The following is a 19,126-nucleotide window of genomic DNA, read 5'->3' as shown; positions in this document are numbered from 1 at the left end:
TCTCCTCACTTCGTCCGGAGCGCCGGCGCGAGCTGCCTTATCGCGTACGACATCCCGATGTCCGTATCTTCGTCGCAGAGCCGCGTCGTGCCCAGGAACATCTGCGGCGTCGAGACAGGGAGCTTGTTGTCCACGATGTAGCGCAGCATACGGTTCAGCCGCAGCGCCGTCTCCTTCGAGTCCATGCATGCGTCGAGCCCGGGCCAGCGCTGCCGGATCGCCGCCTGCACGTTGGCGATGCCCGCGCCCGCCTTCGCGCCCTCGAGCAGCGTCTCCTGGTTCTCGTAGGCCCACTCGAGCACATCCATCGCCCGGTGATCGCTGCACAGGATGGCCTTCGAGAGGAGGCACGCGCCCGGGTGCACCGGCCGGTCGAGCATCCAGTTGCACTCGCTGTCCAGCGGGAAGAGCACCACCGTCGCGTCGAGCTTCTCCCACACCCCCTCGGACACGAGCCGCTGGTGGAACGCCTTGCAGGTCGGGCAGAGCGGATCGACGAAGAGGGTCGCCGGCTGCACCGCGCCCGGGCGCGTCACGTGGAGCAGCGCGCCGCTCGGCTCGGTCGGCTTCTCGAGCTTGCCGCAGCCGGTCATGTAGCTCGCGTAGCTCGGCAGCGCGCTCGCGTAGAGCAGCGCCGGCGTCACCGTGCACACGCCGAGCGCGACGAGCCACCCCGGCAGGAGCAGCAGCGAGCCCACGCGGCGCGGGGGGGCGGCGGGCGCTGCGGCGACGCCGCCCGGCCCGTCGACCCCGAGGGGCGCCCCGGGGACGGTGGGCCCCACCCCGGCCGCGCCTGCCGACGAGGGCGCGCGCGGCGCCGCGCTGGACCAGGCCGCGGCGCGGGCCGCCCTGCGGTCCTCGAGGAACGCCCAGACGCCGCCGGCCGCGAGCAGCGCCGACGAGATGTACATGCCGACGCACGTCTTGCAGAACACCCCGAGGCGCATCGCCGAGATGGTCGCCATCAGGAGCGACACGGCGAGCGGCGTGAGGCCCGCGACGAACAGGAAGTGCGCCGCGCGCCGCGGCGCGTGCTGGGCCGAGAGCAGCACATAGAGCGCGAACGCCGCGAAGAACGCGAACGCCCCGAGGGCGAACAGCGAGATGGGGATACCGCCCCAGAAGCTCTCGCGGAACAGGGCGGAGTAGGGGCTGTACATGGCCACGCGGCACGCGGTGTCGGCGCCCGCCTGCGCGCCGAGGCCCGGCACGAAGCTGCAGTGCAGGTCGTGGACCTGCCGGTCGAGGTGCCGGATGTAATCGAACGTCGATGAGGCGCTGAACGCGAGCCCCAGGAGCGACCCGCTGAGCGCGAGCGCCGCAGGCCCGCGAGGTCCACGACTGCCTGACATGGCCGAGTGGATTACGCGACGCCGGGCAACGCGTCAAATAAGGACGCCTGTGCGCGCGGGCGTCGCGCACGCGCACGTACACGTGCTCGTGCTCGTGCACGTGCTCGTGCTCGTGCACGTGCTCGTGCTCGTGCACGTGCTCGTGCTCGTGCTCGTGCTCGTGCGCGTGCGCGTGCTCGTGCTGCACCGCGCCGCGCTGAGCCCGCCGGCAGGCTTCGCCGAGCCCGCCGGCCCGAGCGCCGCGCGCCGCGGGGCGCCGGTCGCCGTTGCCCACGCGATCGGCCGCTGCTAGGAGCCGGCCCGGGGGGATTCGGGATCCCAGAGCCAACCGATGACGACCTCTGCACCCGGCGCGGCGAGCGGCGCGCCCCTTCCTGTGAAGCTCGGTCCGTTCGATGCCGAGTTCCTCGCGGACCTCCCTTACGACCCCTCGGTGCTCTTCTTCGACGAGCTCCTCGAGGTGGACGCCGAGAAGGGCCTCGTGCGCTGTCGCATGCCGACCGACAGGCCGATGCCGCTCGTCGACGCGCAGCGGGCGCATCCGCTGCTGCACCCGCGCCACGTCGCGGGCGCCATCATGGTGCACGCGACGGGGATGCTCGGCTTCGTGCACGCCTACCACCTGCTCGGGTTGCGCCACCGCGAGGGCTGGATCGGTTATGGCACCAACATTCACCGGGTGGTCTTTCGCAAGCTGGTCCAGCCGGGCGCGCCCATCGAGGCGACGTGCGTGGCGACGCGCTCCCGGCTCGGCGTCAAGCGGCACATGATCCGCTATTCGTTCGAGTTCCGTCACGAAGGCAGCGTCTGCTACGAGGGCGATCAGACCGCCGTGTGGATGCGCGTGCAGGACGTTCCAGCCATGGATTCCCGACCCGCGCTCGAGGACCCGGAGCGATCCCTTGCTTGACCCGCGCGTTCGTCTCGTCTACCGGCCCTCCCCATGCAGGATTTCGATGCAGGATCGATCGTCCCGTCCACACGCGATCTTCTCCAGGTGATCTCCACCCGCAGGAAGAACATGGCTCTTGTCGGGCTCGTCGGCTCGGAGGCGCCCGCGGAGGACGCGGCGCGGCTGCATGAGCTCAACATCTCCGCGCTCGCGTTCGCCGAGGCGGGGCCCGCCATGCAGGGGGCCGCGCGGGCGACGAGGACGGTGCCGTCGCTCTGCCTGTCGCGGGTGGGCGATCGCGACGGCGCGCTCGCGGCGCGCTACCACGGGGCGGACGGGGTCTGCATCGACGCGACGCTGCCGCTCGACGACTGGGACCGCCTCGCGAAGGGGGCGAGGACGATGCGTATGCTCCCGCTCGCGCTTGCGGAGAGCAAGGAGGGGGCCGAGGCCGCCGCGAAGGTCGGCGCGCGCGCGGTCCTGGTCCGGTGCGCGTCGGCGGACGCGGTGATCGAGGCCGTCGCGTCGCTCCCGAGGGCGCTCACCGTCGTCGCCGAGGTGCCCTCGGCCGACGCCGACGCGCTCCGCCGCCTCGTCGGCCACGTCGACGCGGCGATCGTCCCGCCGGGCGTCCACAAGTCGGCTCAGTTCCCGGCGCTCGTCGCCGAGGTCGATCCCTGAGCGCTGAAAGTTCGGGCCGCCCCTCGACGGCGGGGGCTCCCTCCTCCACGATCCGGCCTCGATGAGCAACGCTCACGGACTGGAAGAGCGGCGGCGCGCGCTCCGCGAAGGGGCGCTCGTGCAGGCCATGCCCGAGCTCGGGACGCTGATCGTGACCGGCTCGGACCGGCAGACCTGGTTGAACGGCCTGGTCACCTGCGATCTCGCGCCGCAGAAGCCGCTTCCTGCCGGGGCGAAGGCCGCGCCTCCCGCGGGCGGCGCGTACGGGCTCAACGTGGGGAAGACCGGGAAGATCTTCGCCGAGGTGTGGATCGTGATCGCGGCCGATCGCATCTACGTCGGCGCGCTGCGGGAGCGCGTCGAGCAGCTCCGCGAGCTCTTCGACCGCCACCTCATCATGGAGGACGCCGAGGTCCAGGACGCGTCCGGCGAGCACGCGTGGGCGTTCGTCCACGGCCCGCGGTCCGCCGATCTCGCGGCGGCCGGGCGCGCGGCCGGCGCCGAGGCCGCGATCGTCGACTGGACCGGCCTCGGGGGCGCGCTGCTCGTGGCGCCCCGGCAGGCCGAGGGCGCCGTCCTCGAGGCGCTCCTCGCCGAGGGGGAGGCCCGCGCGGTCCTGCCGGTGACGGCGGCGGCGTGGGAGGTGCTCCGGGTCGAGAACAACGTCCCGCGGTTCGGGGTCGACTTCGACGACCAGAACTTCCCGCAGGAGGCGTCGATCGAGGATCGCGCCGTCTCGTTCAGCAAGGGGTGCTACCTGGGGCAGGAGACGGTGTTCATGCTCCAGGCGCGCGGCCACGCCAAGAAGCGGCTCGTGCAGCTCGCCGTCGAGGGGGAGGGCGGCGTGCCCGCGGGCGCGGAGATCGCGCTGCCCGACGGCGCGGCCGTCGGCGCCGTCACGAGCCAGGTCGAGGACCCGCGCGGGACAGGGCTGCTCGCGCTCGGCTACGTCAAATACAAGCACGCCGTCCAGGGCACGGCGCTCCGTGTCGCCGGCCGGGCGGCCGAGATCACGCGCGCGCCGAGGGCGGGGGACGGGCCGGGTCGGGCCAAGGTCTGACTGCGGGAAGCCTCGGTGACCGGGCACGAAGTCGACGGGTGTCCCTTGCCGTTTGGACTGGACTCTCGGCGCGGAGGACGATGAATTCGTCCGATGACCAACAAGAAGGCGTCAGCGAAGGGCGACGTGAACGAAGCGCAGGACGCGGAGCTGGAGGCGACTCACGCGCTCGAGCTCCTCGCCGCGGCCGTCGGAGAGCCTCCCAAGTCGTCGCTCAAGGCGATCCTCGCCGGCACGACTGACGCGGATCTCGTCAGCGTCGGCAAGACGATCCTGTCGAGCAGGATCGTCACGGACGCCGCGCGGATCTACCGCAAAGCCTGGGACTTCCATCAACAGGCCACGGACGAGCAGAAGCGGAGGCTCCGTGGCTTCTCGAAGCCGCTGCTCGCGCTCGCCGTCCAGCAGGCGCTCGCGCTGGAGAAGCTCGATCGGCAGCGCGCGACGACGAACGCCTCGGCCGGCATCGCGAGGGCGGGGCAGGACAAGGCGTCGGAGGCGGCGCAGTCGAGGGCGATCGAGCTCCGCGACCAGGCCCATGACGCCCTCCGCGACGCGTCGGGCCGGGACGAGACGCTGCGGGCGCAGGTCGACGCCGCGTTCGGGACCGCCGCCACGAGCGAGACGCTGGCGGGGGGCCTCCAGCAGACCGCGAAGCTGCTGCGCCGGTGGCTGAAGAGCGACGACGAGGCGCTCGCGGAGCGGCTCGAGCTCGCGAGCCTCGACGAATCCTATGCGAAGGAGCTGGAAGACGCGGCCAGGGAGCTCCGCGTCGCGGTGGCCGGCGCGACGAACCGCCCTGTGGACGCGAAGGTGACCCAAGGCGTCCTCGACCGCGCCGACGGGATCAACATCCTGATCATGGGCCAGATCATCCGCGCGTTCGACGGGGCGCACGGCATCGATCCCACGATTCCGCGGCTCGTGCCGATCTCGACACGGCGGCTGTTCAACCGCAACACGAAGAAGAAGGCGGAAGCGGCGGAGCCGCCGCAGGCGGGCAGCGACGCGAAGCCCACCGGCGGGAGCGTGGAGCTCGCCGGCGGTTAGCTCTGCTGCGGGAAGTTGCCTCGGATCAGCAGAGGAGCCGCCAAGGCGCCGAGGCCGCCAAGAAGAGAAGAGGGGGAGGGCCGTCCCGGCATTCCCCCTCTTGTTTCCCTGGTTCCTTGGCGCCCTTGGCGACTTGGCGGTTCGAGATTCCGCTCTTGACTCGACGTCAGGGCGATCAGTTTTTCGTGTAGTCCGGACGACGCGGCCGCGCGAGCGCCAGATGAGCCGGCTTGCCGTCGCTCTCGCCGCGCGTCCGTAGCGCGTTGGCGGACGGCGTGGTGTCCTCGCCGTCTTGCCTTTGGCCGTCCGAGATTCTCACGGGGTGAGATGATTTTTCCTCACTGTCCGCAGCGCTGGCCGGTCGCGAAGCTCCAGCAGCTCTCACCGCTTCCCGGCACGTCGGCGCTCTCCGGCGGACCGCCGGGGGCGGCGCTGCCGCCGTCGCCGGCTGCGCCGGGGGTGATGCACCGCCGGCGCTGCGTTCGGGGAGCCCGGCCATGCCGTGGGCGACGACGGGCGCCGGCGGCAAGACAACGGCCTCGCGGGGCAAGACAGCGGGGGCCAGCGGCAGGACAAGAGGCGCCGGCGGCAAGACAACGGCCTTGCGGGGCAAGACGACTGCCTCGCGGAGCAAGACAGCGCGTCCCAGCGGCAAGACGACGGCCTCGCGGAGCAAGACAGCGCGTCCCAGCGGCAAGACGACGGCCTCGCGAGGCAGGACAACGGCCCGAGTGCGAGGCTCGGCTGCTCTCACCCGTGGCGCCCTACTCCCGGGAGCGTCGTGTTCAGCGGAGAGCGCTCTGCTTCCTCCCAATCGGACACACTCGCGGCGCTCGCCCCGCCTTCGTCGGGCTGTAGCGGGAAGCTCGTCAGCGTGGCAGCGCGACGGGCGAGCTCTTCCCCCGTGGCGGCCCGGACAGGGCGCGGTGGCCGGAGCTGCGCCAGGGGAGGCGGCGGGAGCTTCGCCCGCGGGCCACTGGCCGCGAGCTCGGCAGACGGCACCACGGGCGGAGGCGTGTCGAGCGCGCGGGGAGGTACCGCCGGCGGCGCCGGCGGCGCCGGTTTCCCGCGCTCGGCGACGGGCTCGCCGACCCGGAACACCACGGTATCCTCCTCGTCCTTTCGGCGGTCGTCGTGCAGCCGCCAGAGGCGCTCCCAGTACCGCGCCGGCGTGCCGGTGAAGGTCTCCAGCTGCCGCGCGAGGCCGGGTGTCATGGGCAGGTCGCTCCTCAGCAGCCGCTCCACCTCCCTCGGTTCCAACCCCGTGCACTCGGCCAGCTTCCTCCTCCACGAAGGCGTCGTCGCGCAGAACGACTCGAGGACCCTTCCCGGCCAGGGGACGGGGCGCCCTCGGGCGTCTCTCCGCTCGGCGAGCGCCGCGTCGACGTGACAGTCCAGGAGGCGCCGGTAGCGGTCCCGCTCCCCCGCTGCCTGCTCCTTCGCATCGGTGAGGGCTGCCTCCTCTTCATCACGCGCCTGCTCGCGCGCCTCACGAAACCCCCGCTCGCGTCCCAGCGCTTCGCGCGCGGTGACCGCGAAGCCGATCGCGACGCACGCGATCATCGCGAGCCCGATCGGCGAGACGAGCCACATCGCACCCAGCATGTCTTCCATGTTCCCTCCTGAACCGTGAGCACCCCTGCGGGCACACGCCCGCCGTGTCGCGCCGGAGCCGGCACAACCCGCACCCTGTTCGAGCCGTCCTTCGTCGCGCGCGGCGTCGCGGGCAGAGATGCCCGCCACGCCCGCGCCGAGAGCGTGCGCGCGCTGCCGCGCGCCGGTCACGTCGAGCCGCACACCTCCGCGTGGGACCGCGCTCCGGCCGCACCGCCCGGGAGCGCTGCCTGCGGGCGCGGCGTCGCGGGGGCCGAGCGCCGCGCGACGGCGCTGCGCAGCGGAAGCGAAGCGAGGGTCAAGAGAAAAGGCGAGGAGGGAGTCGCTGTTCCTGGAGTGCGCGCCGAGCGCGGGGGTTGAAGACGATCCAGCCGTCCCTCGGCCAACCCGCCGGCATGATGGACCCCCTCCGCGCTGCGGGGGTGGTCCGCCGATCGCCCTGCCGAGCCGTTTCCGGCCTCCTCTACTTGTCTAGTTCCGTCGAGCGGCCCCGGTTCGCTGCACAATCGTCCGCCGGTTGCATTTTTTTCTCCGCGGCCCCGGTGACGCCGTGCGTTGTATGACGCAGCGAAGCCGGGGCGGGGAGTTGTGCGGCCGGGCTGTCGGAGGCTCACGGCAGCTTCCTGGGTGTCGGCGGCGAGGCCGTCCTGACCGGCGCCGGGGCCGCCCTTGCCGCCTTGACCGCCGGCGCAGCCGGGATTGGTGCTGCCGACACCGACGCCGCCCGCGCCGCCGTTGCCGCCCAGGCCTCCCGTCTGGAGGTTGAAGCCGTCCGCCCGGACGCGCGGAGGCCGACGCAGCGCACCGCGCCACCAGCCCGGAGCGACGCGGCGCCGAGGAGTGCTCATCGCCATGGCTCAGCGCCCTCCGAGGCGTGCGAGCACGCACGTCACGTTGTCTCGGCCGCCGTGCTCGTTGGCGAGGTCGATGAGCAACTCGGCGGCGAAGCTCAGGTCGCGGTGCGCTTCGAGGATGTCGGCGATGCGCCGCTCGGGCACCGGGCCCCACAGCCCGTCGGAGCAGACGAGGAAGAGGTCACCCGGCAGGGTGGCCTCGACGCGCGATTCGATATCGACGTCGTCGCCGGCCCCGAGCGCGCGGGTGATGACGTTGGCCCGCTCGCTGAGCGCCTCGACCGCCTCCCGCGCTCCGCCGCCGTCGCGGAGCGTCTCTTCCAGCACCGTGTGATCCCGGGTCAGCCGCTCCAGCGTGCCGCCGCGCATGCGGTAGACGCGCGAGTCACCGACGTGCGCGATGTAGGCCATGCCGGGCGCGAGCAGGACGCCGGCGAAGGTCGTCGCCATGCCGCGCTGCTCGTCGTGCTGCTGGCTGGCCTCGTAGATGGCCCGGTGGGCGCGCCGCACGCCGAGCACGAGCCGCACCTCGTCGCGGTCGGCGGGGGTCGAGGCCGCGGCGGGCGCCGCGCCGCCGCGGGGCCAGGTCCGCTCCAGGTCGGCGTCCTCCTCGAAGCAGCGCTGGACCACCTCGATGGCGATGCGGGACGCGACCTCTCCGGCCGCGCTGCCGCCGAGGCCGTCGTCGACCATGAACAGCCCCAGGTGCGGCAGGGCCGCGAAGCTGTCCTCGTTGTGGCTGCGGTGGCGGCCTACGTCCGATTGCGCCGCCGCCTCGATGGCGAGCTGTGGGTACACGATCGTCCTCCTCGCGTGCTCGTCGCCAAGACGAGCCGAGCCATGGCGCGCCGCGATGCGCGGCGCGCTCAATCCTCCTCGAACACCTCAGCGCACGAGGCGCTGCTTCCTGCTCGGTGCGCGTGGGCCACGCCGACGCACGCGCGCGGCGCGCACTCGTCCTCGTCATCCGCCTGGCCAAAAAGGGGCCGCTTCTCCCGGGCTGCTGCCAATGGCCATTGGATAGATATCCAGACTATAGGCCTGACGAAGCAGTGGAGGATTTCAGCAGACCATCGGCCCACCCGCCCGACACTCACGCTTTCCCAGCAGTGTTGTTAGCCCCGAGCAGCCCACCGACCCGCGTTGCCGCAGCACATCGGAAGGTGCTTCCTGGGCGCTCTCTACGTCTAGCCTCCTGAAGCGATGTTGTCGTTGATTTCTCCGGAGAAACTCATTCCCTCCAGAGGGCTTCAATTCTCACACGATCGACCTGATCCGAAGTTCCAGCACATGCCGGCGTCACCCGAGACGCCATTGCTCTCGACCGGTCCGCCGGGACCGGCGTTTCCGCCGGTGCCGGGCGTGCCCGGCGTGAACGCCTTCAGCGCGGGCGTCACGGCTGGGGTCGACGCGAAGGCAATACCGACGGCGTGACCGCCTCGGCCTCCGCCGCCGGAACCACCGCGGCCGCCGAGGCCACCGTTTCCTCCTTGACAACCGGGCTTCGAATCGCCCAGCCCGGAGCCCTCTCCGCCAGCCGCGCCTGAACCACCAGACGCGCCCGCCTTGCCGGCCGCGCCGTCGCCGCCCTTGCCCGCCTTGCCGACGGTCACCGTGACCTCGGTCAGCACCAGCTTCGTCCCCAGGCTGAGGATGCCGACGCTCGACCCGCCCGCCTTGCCTCCGCCGCCTCCTTTCCCTCCGCAGCCGCCAGCGCCACCGCCGCCGCCGCTCGCGCCTACGCCATCGACGAGGGTCGAGTTGCGCGAGCAGAACATCCCCGCCTTGGTGCCGCCGCCGCCACCTCCCCCTTGACCACGGCCGCCCGGCATGCCCTGGCTGCCGTCTCCGCCGCTGATTCCGGCGAGTGTCAGCGTCGCACCGGCGCCCGATGCGCCTGGGCCGCCGGGGGAGCCCGCCGCGCCACCCTCGCCGCGCTCACATTGTCCTGCCGGATCGGTTTGGCCGATGCCACCGAGCCCCCGCTGGTTCGGATTCGGCTCCGGCAGCGGCTCTCCATCCTGCCCCGCCAGCCCGTTGCCCTCCTCCGTCCCCGTGAGCCCTCCGGTCCCAGCGTCTCCGCCGCGCGTCTCGCCGTCCTCGCACGTCGTCGTGCCCGCGGTTCCGCCGATGACCAGGTTCGGCGCCACGCACGCGTTCGACGCGCTCATGGCCTCCGCGCTCGCGCCCGCGACGGGCGCCTCTGTCGGCGTCGCCCCGTTGTCTCCGGCCATCCCGTCGCCCGCCGTCACATCGACGTGCGCGAGCTCCGCCTCCACGTCCGCCACGGCCACGCCGATCGACGAACCTCCCGCCTCCGTTGCGCTCGCCGCGGTGATCGCGAATCCCTTGACCTTCGCGCCACCCGCATCCTTCGTCACCGTCAGCGCCACCTGATCGGCGGGCGCCTCGATCGCGCTCCGCGCCTCCTCGCTCCACGTCCACTCCGCGCCGCAGTCGAAGCCGCCGATCACCTCGACGCCGGCCTCGATCGTTACGCTCTCCGCGAACGCTCCGCTGGCGCATGCAAGCACGCGCTTGCCGTTCGCGTTCGCGATCGCCTTCCCGAGCGACGTGTACGGCTTCGCCTTCGTCCCGTCGCCGCCAAGTTGCGCGCTCGCGCTCGCGAACACCGCGCACTCCTCCGTTACCGTGCTCGCGTGCTCCGTCGGGTCCGCTTCGCACAGGGCGTTGCTGCCACCGCCACCCCCCTCACCAGGTGGCAGCGTTTCCCGGCACATCCCTAGCGTGCAGTCTGGCGCAACGAAGAAGCAGCCCGCAACCTGAGCTCCGAACGTCGCGCCCGCTGCAACCAGCACAGCAGGGGTCCACCATTTGCGCCGCATCCTATCTTCCTCCCAGGACGAAGAGGCTCTGGTCGTCACCACGTGCCCCTCACCATGATGCCGCCTTCATGGGCACCAACCATGGGGCTCGCATGGAGCCTTGCTCTCCCCTCTGCACGCGAGTCGACGGCCCAGACGATGGCCGTTGCCGCTCCCGCTACGCCCGCCCCGATGAAGCTCCATGCCGAGACATTTCCGAACGTTGCCGCGTTCTCCTGCAGCCTGCGGAGCGCGTGACACTCAGCTGCGCGCCGCCCAGCCGCGCACGCGTTCGGTCCGCCCGTGGCTAGGAGAGCGGCCTCTTGCTCACTGGCATCACCTGTGTTCGCCGACGAAAGCACCGCGAACACCACGCCCGCGACCGCCGCCGCCCCCGCCGTCGCCGCGCCGCCGATCAGCACCGCTCTCCTCGGCCCGCCGCCTCGCTCCTCCGCGCCGCTGGCCGGCACGGATGACCCCGGCTTCGCGGACGGCTGGGCGGCGACCGGCCCGTGCGGCGCCGCCGTCGTTCCCTTCTTTTCGTCCGCCTTCACCGCCGCATCGCTATCGCTCTTCGTCGCCGCCAACGTCAGCGTCACCGCCGCGGTCTCTCCCTTGGCGACGCGCACGGTCTTCAGCGCCGGCGCGTAGCCGTCGAGCCGCGCCTCGACTGTGTGCTCTCCTGGCTCGACGAAGATCTCTCCCGCGAGCGGGGCCTTGCCTGCGGGCTTGCCGTCGACTCGCACCTCGGCGAGCGGCGCGCTGACGGTGACGGCGAGCGCGCCGACGTGGGCGCGCGACGTGGCGAGCCGCTGCTGGGCGGTGGGCTTGAGGTGGGCGACGGCGCTGAGGAGCGGCCAGTGCCGGAGCGCGAACGAGAGGTGCTCCGCGGCGAGCGCGTGCTTGCCCTGCTGGTAGGCCGCGCTGCCCACGTTGTACGCCACGTCGAAGGCCGGCCGCGCTTCCGCCCGGTCGCCGAGCGTGACGAGCGTGCTCGCGAGCAGCAGCGCGACCGCCGGCGCGACGCTGCGACAGGAGCGCCGTGGTGTCGTTCTTCGATCGTGCTCCATCGCCATCGTGTCACCCATGCCTCATGGCGGGCGCACGCCCGCCGTGTCGCGCCGGAGCCGGCACAACCCGCACCGAGTTCGATCCGTCCTTCGTCGCGCGCGGCGTGGCGGGCAGAGGTGCCCGCCACGCCCGCGCCGAGAGCGTGCGCGCGCGCTACCGCGCGCCGGTCACATCGAGCCGCACACCTCCGCGTGGGACTGCGCTCCGGCCGCACCGCCCGAGAGCGCTGCCTGTGGGCGCGGCGCTGCGGGGGCCGAGCGCCGCGCGATGGCGCGGCTGCCGTGCGGAAGCGAAGCGAGGGTCAAGAGAAAAGGCGAGGAGGGAGTCGCTGTTCCTGGACTGCGCGCCGAGCGCGGGGGTTGAAGACGATCCAGCTGTCCCTCGGCCAACCAACCCACCGGCGTGATGGGCCACTCCCGCGCTGCGGGGGTGGTCCGCCGGTCGCCCTGTCGAGCCGTTTCCGGTCTCCTCTACCTGTCTAGTTCCGGCGAGCGGCCCTGGATTGCTGCACAATCGTCCGCCGGCTTCATTTTTTTCGCCGCGATCCCGGTGACGCTGTGCGTTGGATGACGCAGCGAAGCTGTGGCCGGGGGCGGGGAGGGAAGCCGTGGGGTCAAGCTGTCGGGGGTTCACGGAAGCTCCTGGGTGTCGGCGGCGAGGCCGTCCTGGCCGGCGTTCTTGGTGATGTTGTTGCTGCCACCCGGACCGCCGGTGCCCGGGGCGCCGGGGGCGAGCGTGCTCTGGCCCTGCTGGACGACGGGCGTGCCGCGGAAGGCGATGGCGAGCGAGGGACCGCCGAGGCCGCCGCCACCGGGGCCGCCGGGACCGCCCTTGCCACCTTGACCGCCGGCGCAGCCGTCGCTGGCAGCCCCAAGCCCGACGCCACCGGTGCCACCCAAGCCGCCTGAGCCCCCCGGCTGGAGGTCGCCGCCCTTGCCACCGTTGCCGCCGTGTCCCGCAGTGAGGGTGCAGTCGATGAGGGTGACGCTGGCATCGACGCTGGCGAGGGCGATGCTGGCGCCGCCTGGAGCGCCGCCCTTTCCGGCCAGGCCGCCGCAACCGCCGGCGCCGCCGCTGCCGCCGCTGGCGCCCGCGCCCGAGACACCGCCGGTGCAGACGGGGCCGCCCTTGGCACCGCCTCCGCCGCCGCCACCCTGACCGGGCGTGCCGGGCGTGCCGTCGCCGCCGGGGACGCCGATGTAGCCGGCAGCGCTCAGGGTGCCGAGGCCGCTTGCGCCGGCGCCCGCGGGGCCGGGGGCGCCGCTCACTCCAAAGTCACCGCCACCGTTGGGCTCGTTGCCAGCACAATCCCAGGCTCCGTTGACCGGCTCGCCGAGACCGCCGCGTGCCGTCTCGGCGGTGCCTTGACTGGTTGCGCCATCGCTGCCCGTGTTCACGTTTCCATTGCCGCCTGCACCGCCGATCGAGAGCACGCCGCCGTCGCATGTGTTCTCGACCAGCGCGCCGCCCGGCAGCGTCGCGTCGGGTCCCTCGACGTCGTCGAGGTCGCTGCACGCGTCGACGCCGTTGCTGCCGGCCGGCGCGCGCTCCGGCGCTTCGCTCGGCGCGCTGTCGCCGTCGTCGCCGTCGGCCGCGTTGCCAGCGACGAGCGCGCAGCGCGCCAGCTCCGCACTCGCGCCGTCGGCGAGCACGGCGATGGACGAGCCGCCCATGGCCAGCGCGTCGGGGGCGCGCGCCTCGATGTCCTCGACGCGCGTGGTGCCCTCGCCGCGCGCGAGCGTCAGCGGGATGGCCTCCGCTTCCGGCGCGACGGTGGTCTTCGTCTGGGCGCCGATCCAGATCCAGCCGTTGGCGCAGTCGAGGCCGCCGAAGAGGGCGACGCCGGCCGGGACCTCGACCGATTCGGCGAACGGCTCGGCGCACGCGTAGACGTCGCTGCCCGTCTCGCCGGCGCGCCGGAGCGCCTCGGCGAGCGTCTTGACCGGCTCGGCCTTGGTGCCCGCGCTGCCGTCGTTGCCGCTCGCGGCGACGAACACGCCGCAGCGGTCATCGACGGCGGACGGCTCCTCGCTTGGCACACACCCAGCGTGCGGCCCGCTACCGCTGCTCGTCGGACGAAAGTGTTCACAGGTAAGCATCTCCTCGCAGTCTCCGGCGATGTTGCTCCAGAACGACTCGCACCCGCTGCTCGTGATGACGAGGACCACGCCGACCAAGGACCGATTCCTTCTCTGCATCCTCATGGCAACCTCTCGCGAACCTGTCAAAACGCGCCGAGCAGGGTGAGCCCCGCGCCGTCTGCGCGCACCTCTGGTACCGCCGTCGCGTAGGCGCGCGGCCACAGCAGGTACGTCACTGAGGCCGCAGCGAATGCGCCTGACGCGATGAACGCAACGCGCGCTCCATTGCCGAGCGTGTCGGCACGCGAGCCCGCGCTGCGGAGCGCTGTGCACCGCTCGGCGAACGCGGCCACAGGCTCGATGCATTGTCCGCCCTCTTGCAAAATCCTCTGCTTACGCTCGTCCTTATCCGCGACTGCGTCGTTCGACGCCACCGTCAGCCCGAGGCCGACGCCAAGCCCCACCACACTCGCCGCGCCGAGCGCGATCACGGGGATCCAGCTGCGCTGCTCGACGGGCGCCGGAACCGCGACGGGTAATCCCGGCTTCGCGGACGGCTGGTCGGCGACGGGCCGGTGCGGCACCGCCGTCGTTCCCTTCTTTTCGTCCGCCTTCACTGCTGCCTCGCTCTTCGTCGCCGCCAACGTCAGCGTCACCGCGGCGGTCTCTCCCTTGGCGACGCGCACGCTCTTCTGCGCCGGCGCGTAGCCGTCGAGGCGCGCCTCGATCTCGTGCTCGCCGGGCTCGACGAAGATCTCTCCCGCGAGCGGGGCCTTTCCGGCGGGCTTGCCGTCGACGAGGACCTCGGCGAGCGGCGCGCTGACGGTGACGGCGAGCGCGCCGACGTGGGCGCGCGACGTGGCGAGCCGCTGCTGGGCGGTGGGCTTGAGGTGGGCGACGGCGCTGAGGAGCGGCCAGTGCCGGAGCGCGAACGAGAGGTGCTCCGCGGCGAGCGCGTGCTTTCCCTGCTGGTAGGCCGCGCTCCCCACGTTGTACGCGACGTCGAACGTCGGCGTGAGCGCCCAGGCCTCGAGGAAGACCGCCTCCGCCTCCTTCCACTTCTTCTCCGAGTAGAGTCGCACGCCCTGCTTGTAGAGCGCGTCGGCGCGCGCCGTCGCCTCGTCGGGCGCCGCGGCCTGCGGCGATGCGGGCGCCGCGCTCTGCGGCGGCGCGGGCTGCGCGAGCGCGCGGCCCGAGGGAGCGAGCGCGCACGCGAGGGCGAGCACGGAAGCGAGGCATCGTCGGTTCATCATCAAGAGCTCCAGACCAGAATGAGTGTCCTGGGGCGGGCCTGCGCCGTCCCGTTCAGTGCATGATATCCGCCGCGATCTCGGGAGGCGCCGGGGAGACCTCCGCCGGAGGCGGGCGGGCCCCGGCCGGCGCGCGCGGTGCCGGGACCGCAGGGCGTGCGCTCGCGCCTGCCTTCGGCGGCGGCGCTTCGTCGCTCGCGCCTGCCTTCGGCGGCGGCGCTTCGTCGCTCGCGCCTGCCTTCGGCGGCGGCGCTTCGTCGCTCGCGCCTGCCGCCGGCGGCGACACCTCATCGCTCGCGCCTGCGTCCACGGCCGGCGGCGCCCCTGGGCGCGTGCCTGGCTCCGCCGCCGCCGGCGCCCCGGTGCTCGCGCCTGCCCCCGCCGCCTCGGCGCTCGGCCGCCCCGGCGCCGTCATCGCCCCCGACGGCGCCACCGGCGCCGCGGAGGCGACCGGCGCCTCTGCGCGCCTGAGCCGGGAGAAGACCTGGTACGTCGCCAGCGGGCCCAGCACCACGACGGTCAGGAGGACGGCGATGCGCCCGCGGGACATGCCGCGCCGCCGGTCCCGCGGCGGCGCGGCGTCTCGCGCGGGACCCGCCCCGGTCTGCCCTCCCGCGACCTTCGCGGCCGCAACGGGCGCGACCGGCGCAGCGGACCCCGGCGCAGCGGGCGCCGGCGCCGGCGTCTCCGCCGGCTTGGGCGCCGCGACGACCACCGGGAACTCGAACGGCGCCTGCCCAGCCCCGTTCCCCTGCCGGAGATCGTCGAGCGCCCGATCGAGCTCCGGGTTGTTGATCGCCTCCCGGTACCGCTCCTCCGCCAGCGCCGGATCCGCCGTCCGCGCGATGGTCTTCAGATCCGGCATGTACTTGCGGATGTCGTCGTCGTCCCTCGCGCCCATCTACGGCCTCCTCGGGTGCGGCTTCGGCGCCGGCGCTTGCTTCACGGGGCCGCGCCTCGGCGGGCTCTTCGGCATCGGGTAGAAGTCGTCGGGATCCACGCGGAGGTCGTCCGGCCAGAGGCGGTCGTCGCCGTCGCTGCGCGGAGACGACGGCCGCGCCGGCTGCGACGCGCGGCCGGCCGACAGCGCGGCCGGCGCGCTCCGGCGCGGGGCCGCGGGCGTCCGTGAAGGAGTCGCCGCGGGCGTCGCGGCGCTCGCGGGCGGCGCGGCCTCCGCCGGGGGGACGGCTCCGGCGGGCGGCGCGGCCGCCTCGAGCCGTACCGCGGCGGTCGTGGACGACGCCGGAGGTGGCGGCGGCGGGACGTCGCGCGCGGCGAGCTCCGCGGCGACCTCCACCGCGGCCGTCGCCGCCGGGGCGGCCGGCGGCTGGCCGGCTCCCGTGGGCGCGTCCGGCGCAGGGGCGACCACGGCCGGGCTCGCCGCCGCGGAGCTCGCGAGCGCAGGCGCAGGCTGCTCCGGCGATCCCGCCTCGATGCCGCGCGCGACGAGGACGCCCGTCGCCGCCAGGGCGACGAACACCAGCCCCAGCGTCGGGGCCGTCGCGAAGCGCGGCAGCGCGCCCGGGACGCGCCGCGGTCCTGGCGGGGCAAGCGCGCCAGGCTCGACGTGCGACGCCCGCTCGCCCACCTCGGAGCGCCGCTCCGGAGGCGGCGCCGCCGCCGACATCCACGGCGACGCCGGCGCCGCCCGCGAGGACGTCACCGCCCCAGGCACCTCCTGGTGCGGCAGGAGGCCCTCGTGACTCGCGCGCAGCGCGTCCGGAGGCGCGCCGAACGCCTGCGTCCCGATGTCGGGCTCGGACCGGGCGCGCGCCGGCCACGCGGGCAGCGGCAGGGTCGTGGGCATCCGCTCCGTGAACCCCTTGCCGCGCAGCTCGCCCGAGGCGCCGCCGCTCGCCGGCGCGAACGGGAGCGCGCTCGCGAGCGGCACGAGGCGAAGGGGATCGAGCGGCACCGTCGCGTGGGCGGCGCTCGCCGTCGCGGCCGCCTCCGCCTCGCTCGCCGGCCGCGCGCCGGCGCCGCCCGAGCTGTCGGATCGGTCGAGATCGGCCGCGGAGAACGCCGCCTGGCGCGCCACCGTCCACCGCCCGTGCGCGAGGTGCTGCGCGAGCGCATGGGCCGGCGGCACCTGGCGCTGCAGGACACACTCGTCCACCAGCGCGCGGAGCGCGCTCTCCACCTCCGTGAACGTCTGGAACCGCGCGTTGCGGTCGATCGCGACGCACCGGGCCACGAGCGGCCATACGATGTCCGGGCAGTCGGGGACGAGCTCGTGCACAGGCACCGGCTCGGCGAGAAGGTGCCCCGCCAGCGTCTCCTCGGCCGTCGGTGGATCCGCGTCGTTGATGAACAGGTGCGTCCCCGTCAGCACCTCGTAGAAGATCGCGCCGAAGGCGTAGATGTCGGCGCGGCTGTCCGGCTTCTGGTGCGGGATCTTCTTCGCCAGGCTGTAGATCGTCTTCACCTGCTCCGGCGACATGTACCGGATCGTCCCCACGTCCGGCATGTCGTCGGTGTTCATGCCCCCGTCGGCGAACTTGGCGATGCCGAAATCGAGCAGCCACACGTGCCCCCGCGCGTCGCCTTCCGTCCCGATCATGATGTTCTCGGGCTTGAGATCGCGGTGCCAGATCTTCTTCGAATGGACGAACCGCATCGCCTCGGCGACCTGGAGCATGATGTACAGCGCGTTCAGGAAGTCGAAGCGGTACGCCCTCGTGAGCAGCCGCCGCAGCGTCCTGCCCTCGAGGAACTCCATGACGATGAACGCGACGTTGTCCGGCGAGACGCCGGCCCGCCGCATCGACACGATGTGCGGGTGCCGGAGCTTCGGGTAGAACTTGCACTCCTGCCGGAAGCGCCGCGCGAAGTCCTCACGGCTCCGGTGCCGCGGCGACATGCACTTGATGGCGACGATATCCTCGGAATACTCGTCGACGGCCCGGTACACCTCGCCCATGCCGCCGCGATCGACGACATCGGTGATGCGGTACTCCAGGAAGGTGTCGCCCGGCCGGAGCGGCGCAGGGAGGCTCATGCGCGGACCTCCGGGCGGTCGCGCCGAGAGGGCGTACGGGGTCTCCTGACTGCGGAGGCGAGTCGCGGGGGGCGACGGCGGGCGCGCATGCGAGGGCTCCAGGTGCAAGGGCTCCTACATGGAAATTCACCTCCTCGACCCCGGTTCAGACAGAAAAAATGCACGCGTCGTCCCGGGCTCGAGACAAGTCCAACCCTTTCCAGAGCTTACGTGCCGCTCGGGCGCCGGGGCGGAGCGCCCTGGGCGAGCCTCGCCCGGCCCCGCGGAGAAATCGTCACGCCGAGACCACTTTTTCTGTCCGAACCTGCCGCGAGCCAGTGATTTATCTCAAGGAGGGACACGGCAGGCACCGGTCCCCGTAGCCATCCAGGCAGCGCGCGGGACGGCGCGCATGAGGGCCACGATGAGAGACGACGCGTCGCAGGACGACACGCTGGCTGACGAAGGCGAAGATCCGGTGATCGAGGCGTGCCTTCGAGACGCCCTGGCTCCCTACACGAAGGCGCTCTCGCCGGAGCAGCTCCTGGGCTACCGGCGTTATCTCACCGTGTTCATCAAGACGCACCCCTCGGCCGCCCCGCTGTACGAGCGGCTCCGCGGGCGAGCGGCCCTCGACGCGAGCGCCGCCGTGCCGAAGGAGAGCGACGGAGACCACGAGGACGGTGCCCCGGTGTGGCCGGATGGCACGTGGGGAGAGCGCGGGTGAGCGAATCTCGGCCCCCTCGCGCGCCGGACCCGCGCCGCGATCCACGCGTCGTACGCGCTCTCCCGGAGGTGCGCCGCATCGCGCGAACCGTCGCGCGCACCTACGGGGTGCGCGCGCGCGACGTGATCGAGGAATGCGAGCAGATCGCCTGCCAGGCGCTCGTCGAAGCGTTCTCCGGGTTCGATGCGTCCCGCGGTGTGCCCCTCGTCCACTTCGCGTGGAAGAGGGTCGTCGGCGCGGTGAGGGACTGGATCGCTCGCGAGGCGTCGCCCTCGCGTGCCGGGGTCGACGCCGGGGACCAGGTCGCTGACGCGCTCCGCTTCGAGGGCGATCCGTTCGAGAGCGACGGCGCGACGCTGGAGCGGCTCTCAGGCTCCTGCCGAGCGCTCGCCTTCGCCTGTTTCCTGGGCGACTGCCCCGAGCTCCTCGACGCCGGGCCGCACGACGCGCTCGTGCGCGCCGAGACCCTGGACGCGCTCGCCCAGGCGCTCGATCGCGCCGACGAGCGCGAGCGGCGCCTGATCGCGCTGCGGTACGGAGGCGACCTCTCCTGGGCGAAGGTCGGCGAGGAGCTCAGCGTCCACGAGAAGTTCGCCCAGAGGCTCGATGAGCGGCTCCGCGAACGGTTGGGACGAGCCCTCCGCCAGCAAGGGATCTGCGAGGCCCCGCCGGCGGAAGGGGAGTAGCGTACG

Annotated in this window: 16 protein-coding genes; 7 read left to right on the top strand and 9 right to left on the bottom strand. The window is 73.1% G+C overall.

What is annotated here, in order from left to right:
* Positions 1–5: 5 nt before the first annotated feature.
* Positions 6–1,352, bottom strand: a complete 1,347-nt coding sequence (locus WMF34_RS31860) for a vitamin K epoxide reductase family protein (protein ID WP_012238820.1) — start codon at positions 1,350–1,352, stop codon at positions 6–8.
* A gap of 49 nt (positions 1,353–1,401) precedes the next feature.
* Here WMF34_RS31860 and WMF34_RS31855 point away from each other — a divergent pair, with 49 nt between their 5' ends.
* From WMF34_RS31855 to WMF34_RS31835, 5 genes are all read left to right on the top strand, one after another.
* On the top strand, positions 1,402–1,644 hold the full coding sequence (locus tag WMF34_RS31855; RefSeq protein ID WP_437990165.1) for a hypothetical protein: 243 nt from the start codon (positions 1,402–1,404) through the stop codon (positions 1,642–1,644).
* 39 nt (positions 1,645–1,683) lie between these two features.
* Positions 1,684–2,262 carry a hypothetical protein gene (locus WMF34_RS31850; protein ID WP_012238819.1) on the top strand — a complete coding sequence of 193 codons (579 nt, stop codon included), beginning with the start codon at positions 1,684–1,686 and terminating at the stop codon, positions 2,260–2,262.
* 111 nt (positions 2,263–2,373) lie between these two features.
* Complete coding sequence (locus WMF34_RS31845) at positions 2,374–2,925, top strand: hypothetical protein (protein WP_012238818.1); 552 nt, start codon at positions 2,374–2,376, stop codon at positions 2,923–2,925.
* Between the two features lie 61 nt (positions 2,926–2,986).
* Positions 2,987–3,985, top strand: a complete 999-nt coding sequence (gene ygfZ, locus WMF34_RS31840) for a CAF17-like 4Fe-4S cluster assembly/insertion protein YgfZ (RefSeq protein WP_012238817.1) — start codon at positions 2,987–2,989, stop codon at positions 3,983–3,985.
* Between the two features lie 93 nt (positions 3,986–4,078).
* Entirely contained in the window at positions 4,079–5,035 is a 957-nt protein-coding gene (locus WMF34_RS31835) for a hypothetical protein (protein ID WP_437990164.1), read from the top strand.
* A 750-nt stretch (positions 5,036–5,785) separates the two neighbouring features.
* Here WMF34_RS31835 and WMF34_RS31830 read toward each other — a convergent pair.
* From WMF34_RS31830 to WMF34_RS31795, 8 genes are all read right to left on the bottom strand, one after another.
* Positions 5,786–6,649, bottom strand: a complete 864-nt coding sequence (locus WMF34_RS31830) for a helix-turn-helix transcriptional regulator (RefSeq protein WP_437990163.1) — start codon at positions 6,647–6,649, stop codon at positions 5,786–5,788.
* Positions 6,650–7,506: 857 nt separating this feature from the next.
* Positions 7,507–8,301 (bottom strand): PP2C family protein-serine/threonine phosphatase, encoded by a 795-nt coding sequence (locus WMF34_RS31825; RefSeq protein ID WP_437990162.1) that lies wholly within the window; start codon positions 8,299–8,301, stop codon positions 7,507–7,509.
* 452 nt (positions 8,302–8,753) lie between these two features.
* Positions 8,754–10,136: a hypothetical protein gene (locus tag WMF34_RS31820; protein WP_437990161.1), complete on the bottom strand. Its 1,383-nt coding sequence runs from the start codon at positions 10,134–10,136 to the stop codon at positions 8,754–8,756.
* 248 nt (positions 10,137–10,384) lie between these two features.
* A complete protein-coding gene (locus tag WMF34_RS31815; RefSeq protein ID WP_437990160.1) occupies positions 10,385–11,416 on the bottom strand; it encodes a PEGA domain-containing protein in 1,032 nt (343 codons plus the stop codon).
* 612 nt (positions 11,417–12,028) lie between these two features.
* The gene (locus tag WMF34_RS31810; protein WP_437990159.1) at positions 12,029–13,597 is read right to left on the bottom strand and encodes a PGRS family protein; all 1,569 of its coding nucleotides are present in this window, start codon (positions 13,595–13,597) and stop codon (positions 12,029–12,031) included.
* A 26-nt stretch (positions 13,598–13,623) separates the two neighbouring features.
* A complete protein-coding gene (locus WMF34_RS31805) occupies positions 13,624–14,733 on the bottom strand; it encodes a PEGA domain-containing protein (RefSeq protein ID WP_437990158.1) in 1,110 nt (369 codons plus the stop codon).
* A gap of 52 nt (positions 14,734–14,785) precedes the next feature.
* Positions 14,786–15,631, bottom strand: coding sequence for a hypothetical protein (locus tag WMF34_RS31800; protein WP_437990157.1), 846 nt, complete (start codon positions 15,629–15,631; stop codon positions 14,786–14,788).
* A complete protein-coding gene (locus WMF34_RS31795; protein WP_437990156.1) occupies positions 15,632–17,728 on the bottom strand; it encodes a serine/threonine protein kinase in 2,097 nt (698 codons plus the stop codon). It abuts the gene before it with no gap.
* Positions 17,729–18,131: 403 nt separating this feature from the next.
* Here WMF34_RS31795 and WMF34_RS31790 point away from each other — a divergent pair, with 403 nt between their 5' ends.
* Together WMF34_RS31790 and WMF34_RS31785 are read left to right on the top strand one after the other, a co-directional pair.
* On the top strand, positions 18,132–18,434 hold the full coding sequence (locus WMF34_RS31790; RefSeq protein ID WP_437990155.1) for a hypothetical protein: 303 nt from the start codon (positions 18,132–18,134) through the stop codon (positions 18,432–18,434).
* Entirely contained in the window at positions 18,431–19,120 is a 690-nt protein-coding gene (locus tag WMF34_RS31785; RefSeq protein WP_437990154.1) for a sigma-70 family RNA polymerase sigma factor, read from the top strand. Before WMF34_RS31790 ends, WMF34_RS31785 begins: the two co-directional genes overlap by 4 nt.
* The last annotated feature ends 6 nt before the right edge of the window (positions 19,121–19,126 follow it).

The sequence above is a fragment of the Sorangium sp. So ce145 genome, from assembly GCF_051525985.1.
GTDB classification, from domain to species: domain Bacteria; phylum Myxococcota_A; class Polyangia; order Polyangiales; family Polyangiaceae; genus Sorangium; species Sorangium cellulosum_B.
The sequence above is the reverse complement of the archived record's forward strand: the minus strand, read 5'-3'. Positions and strand labels throughout refer to the sequence as shown.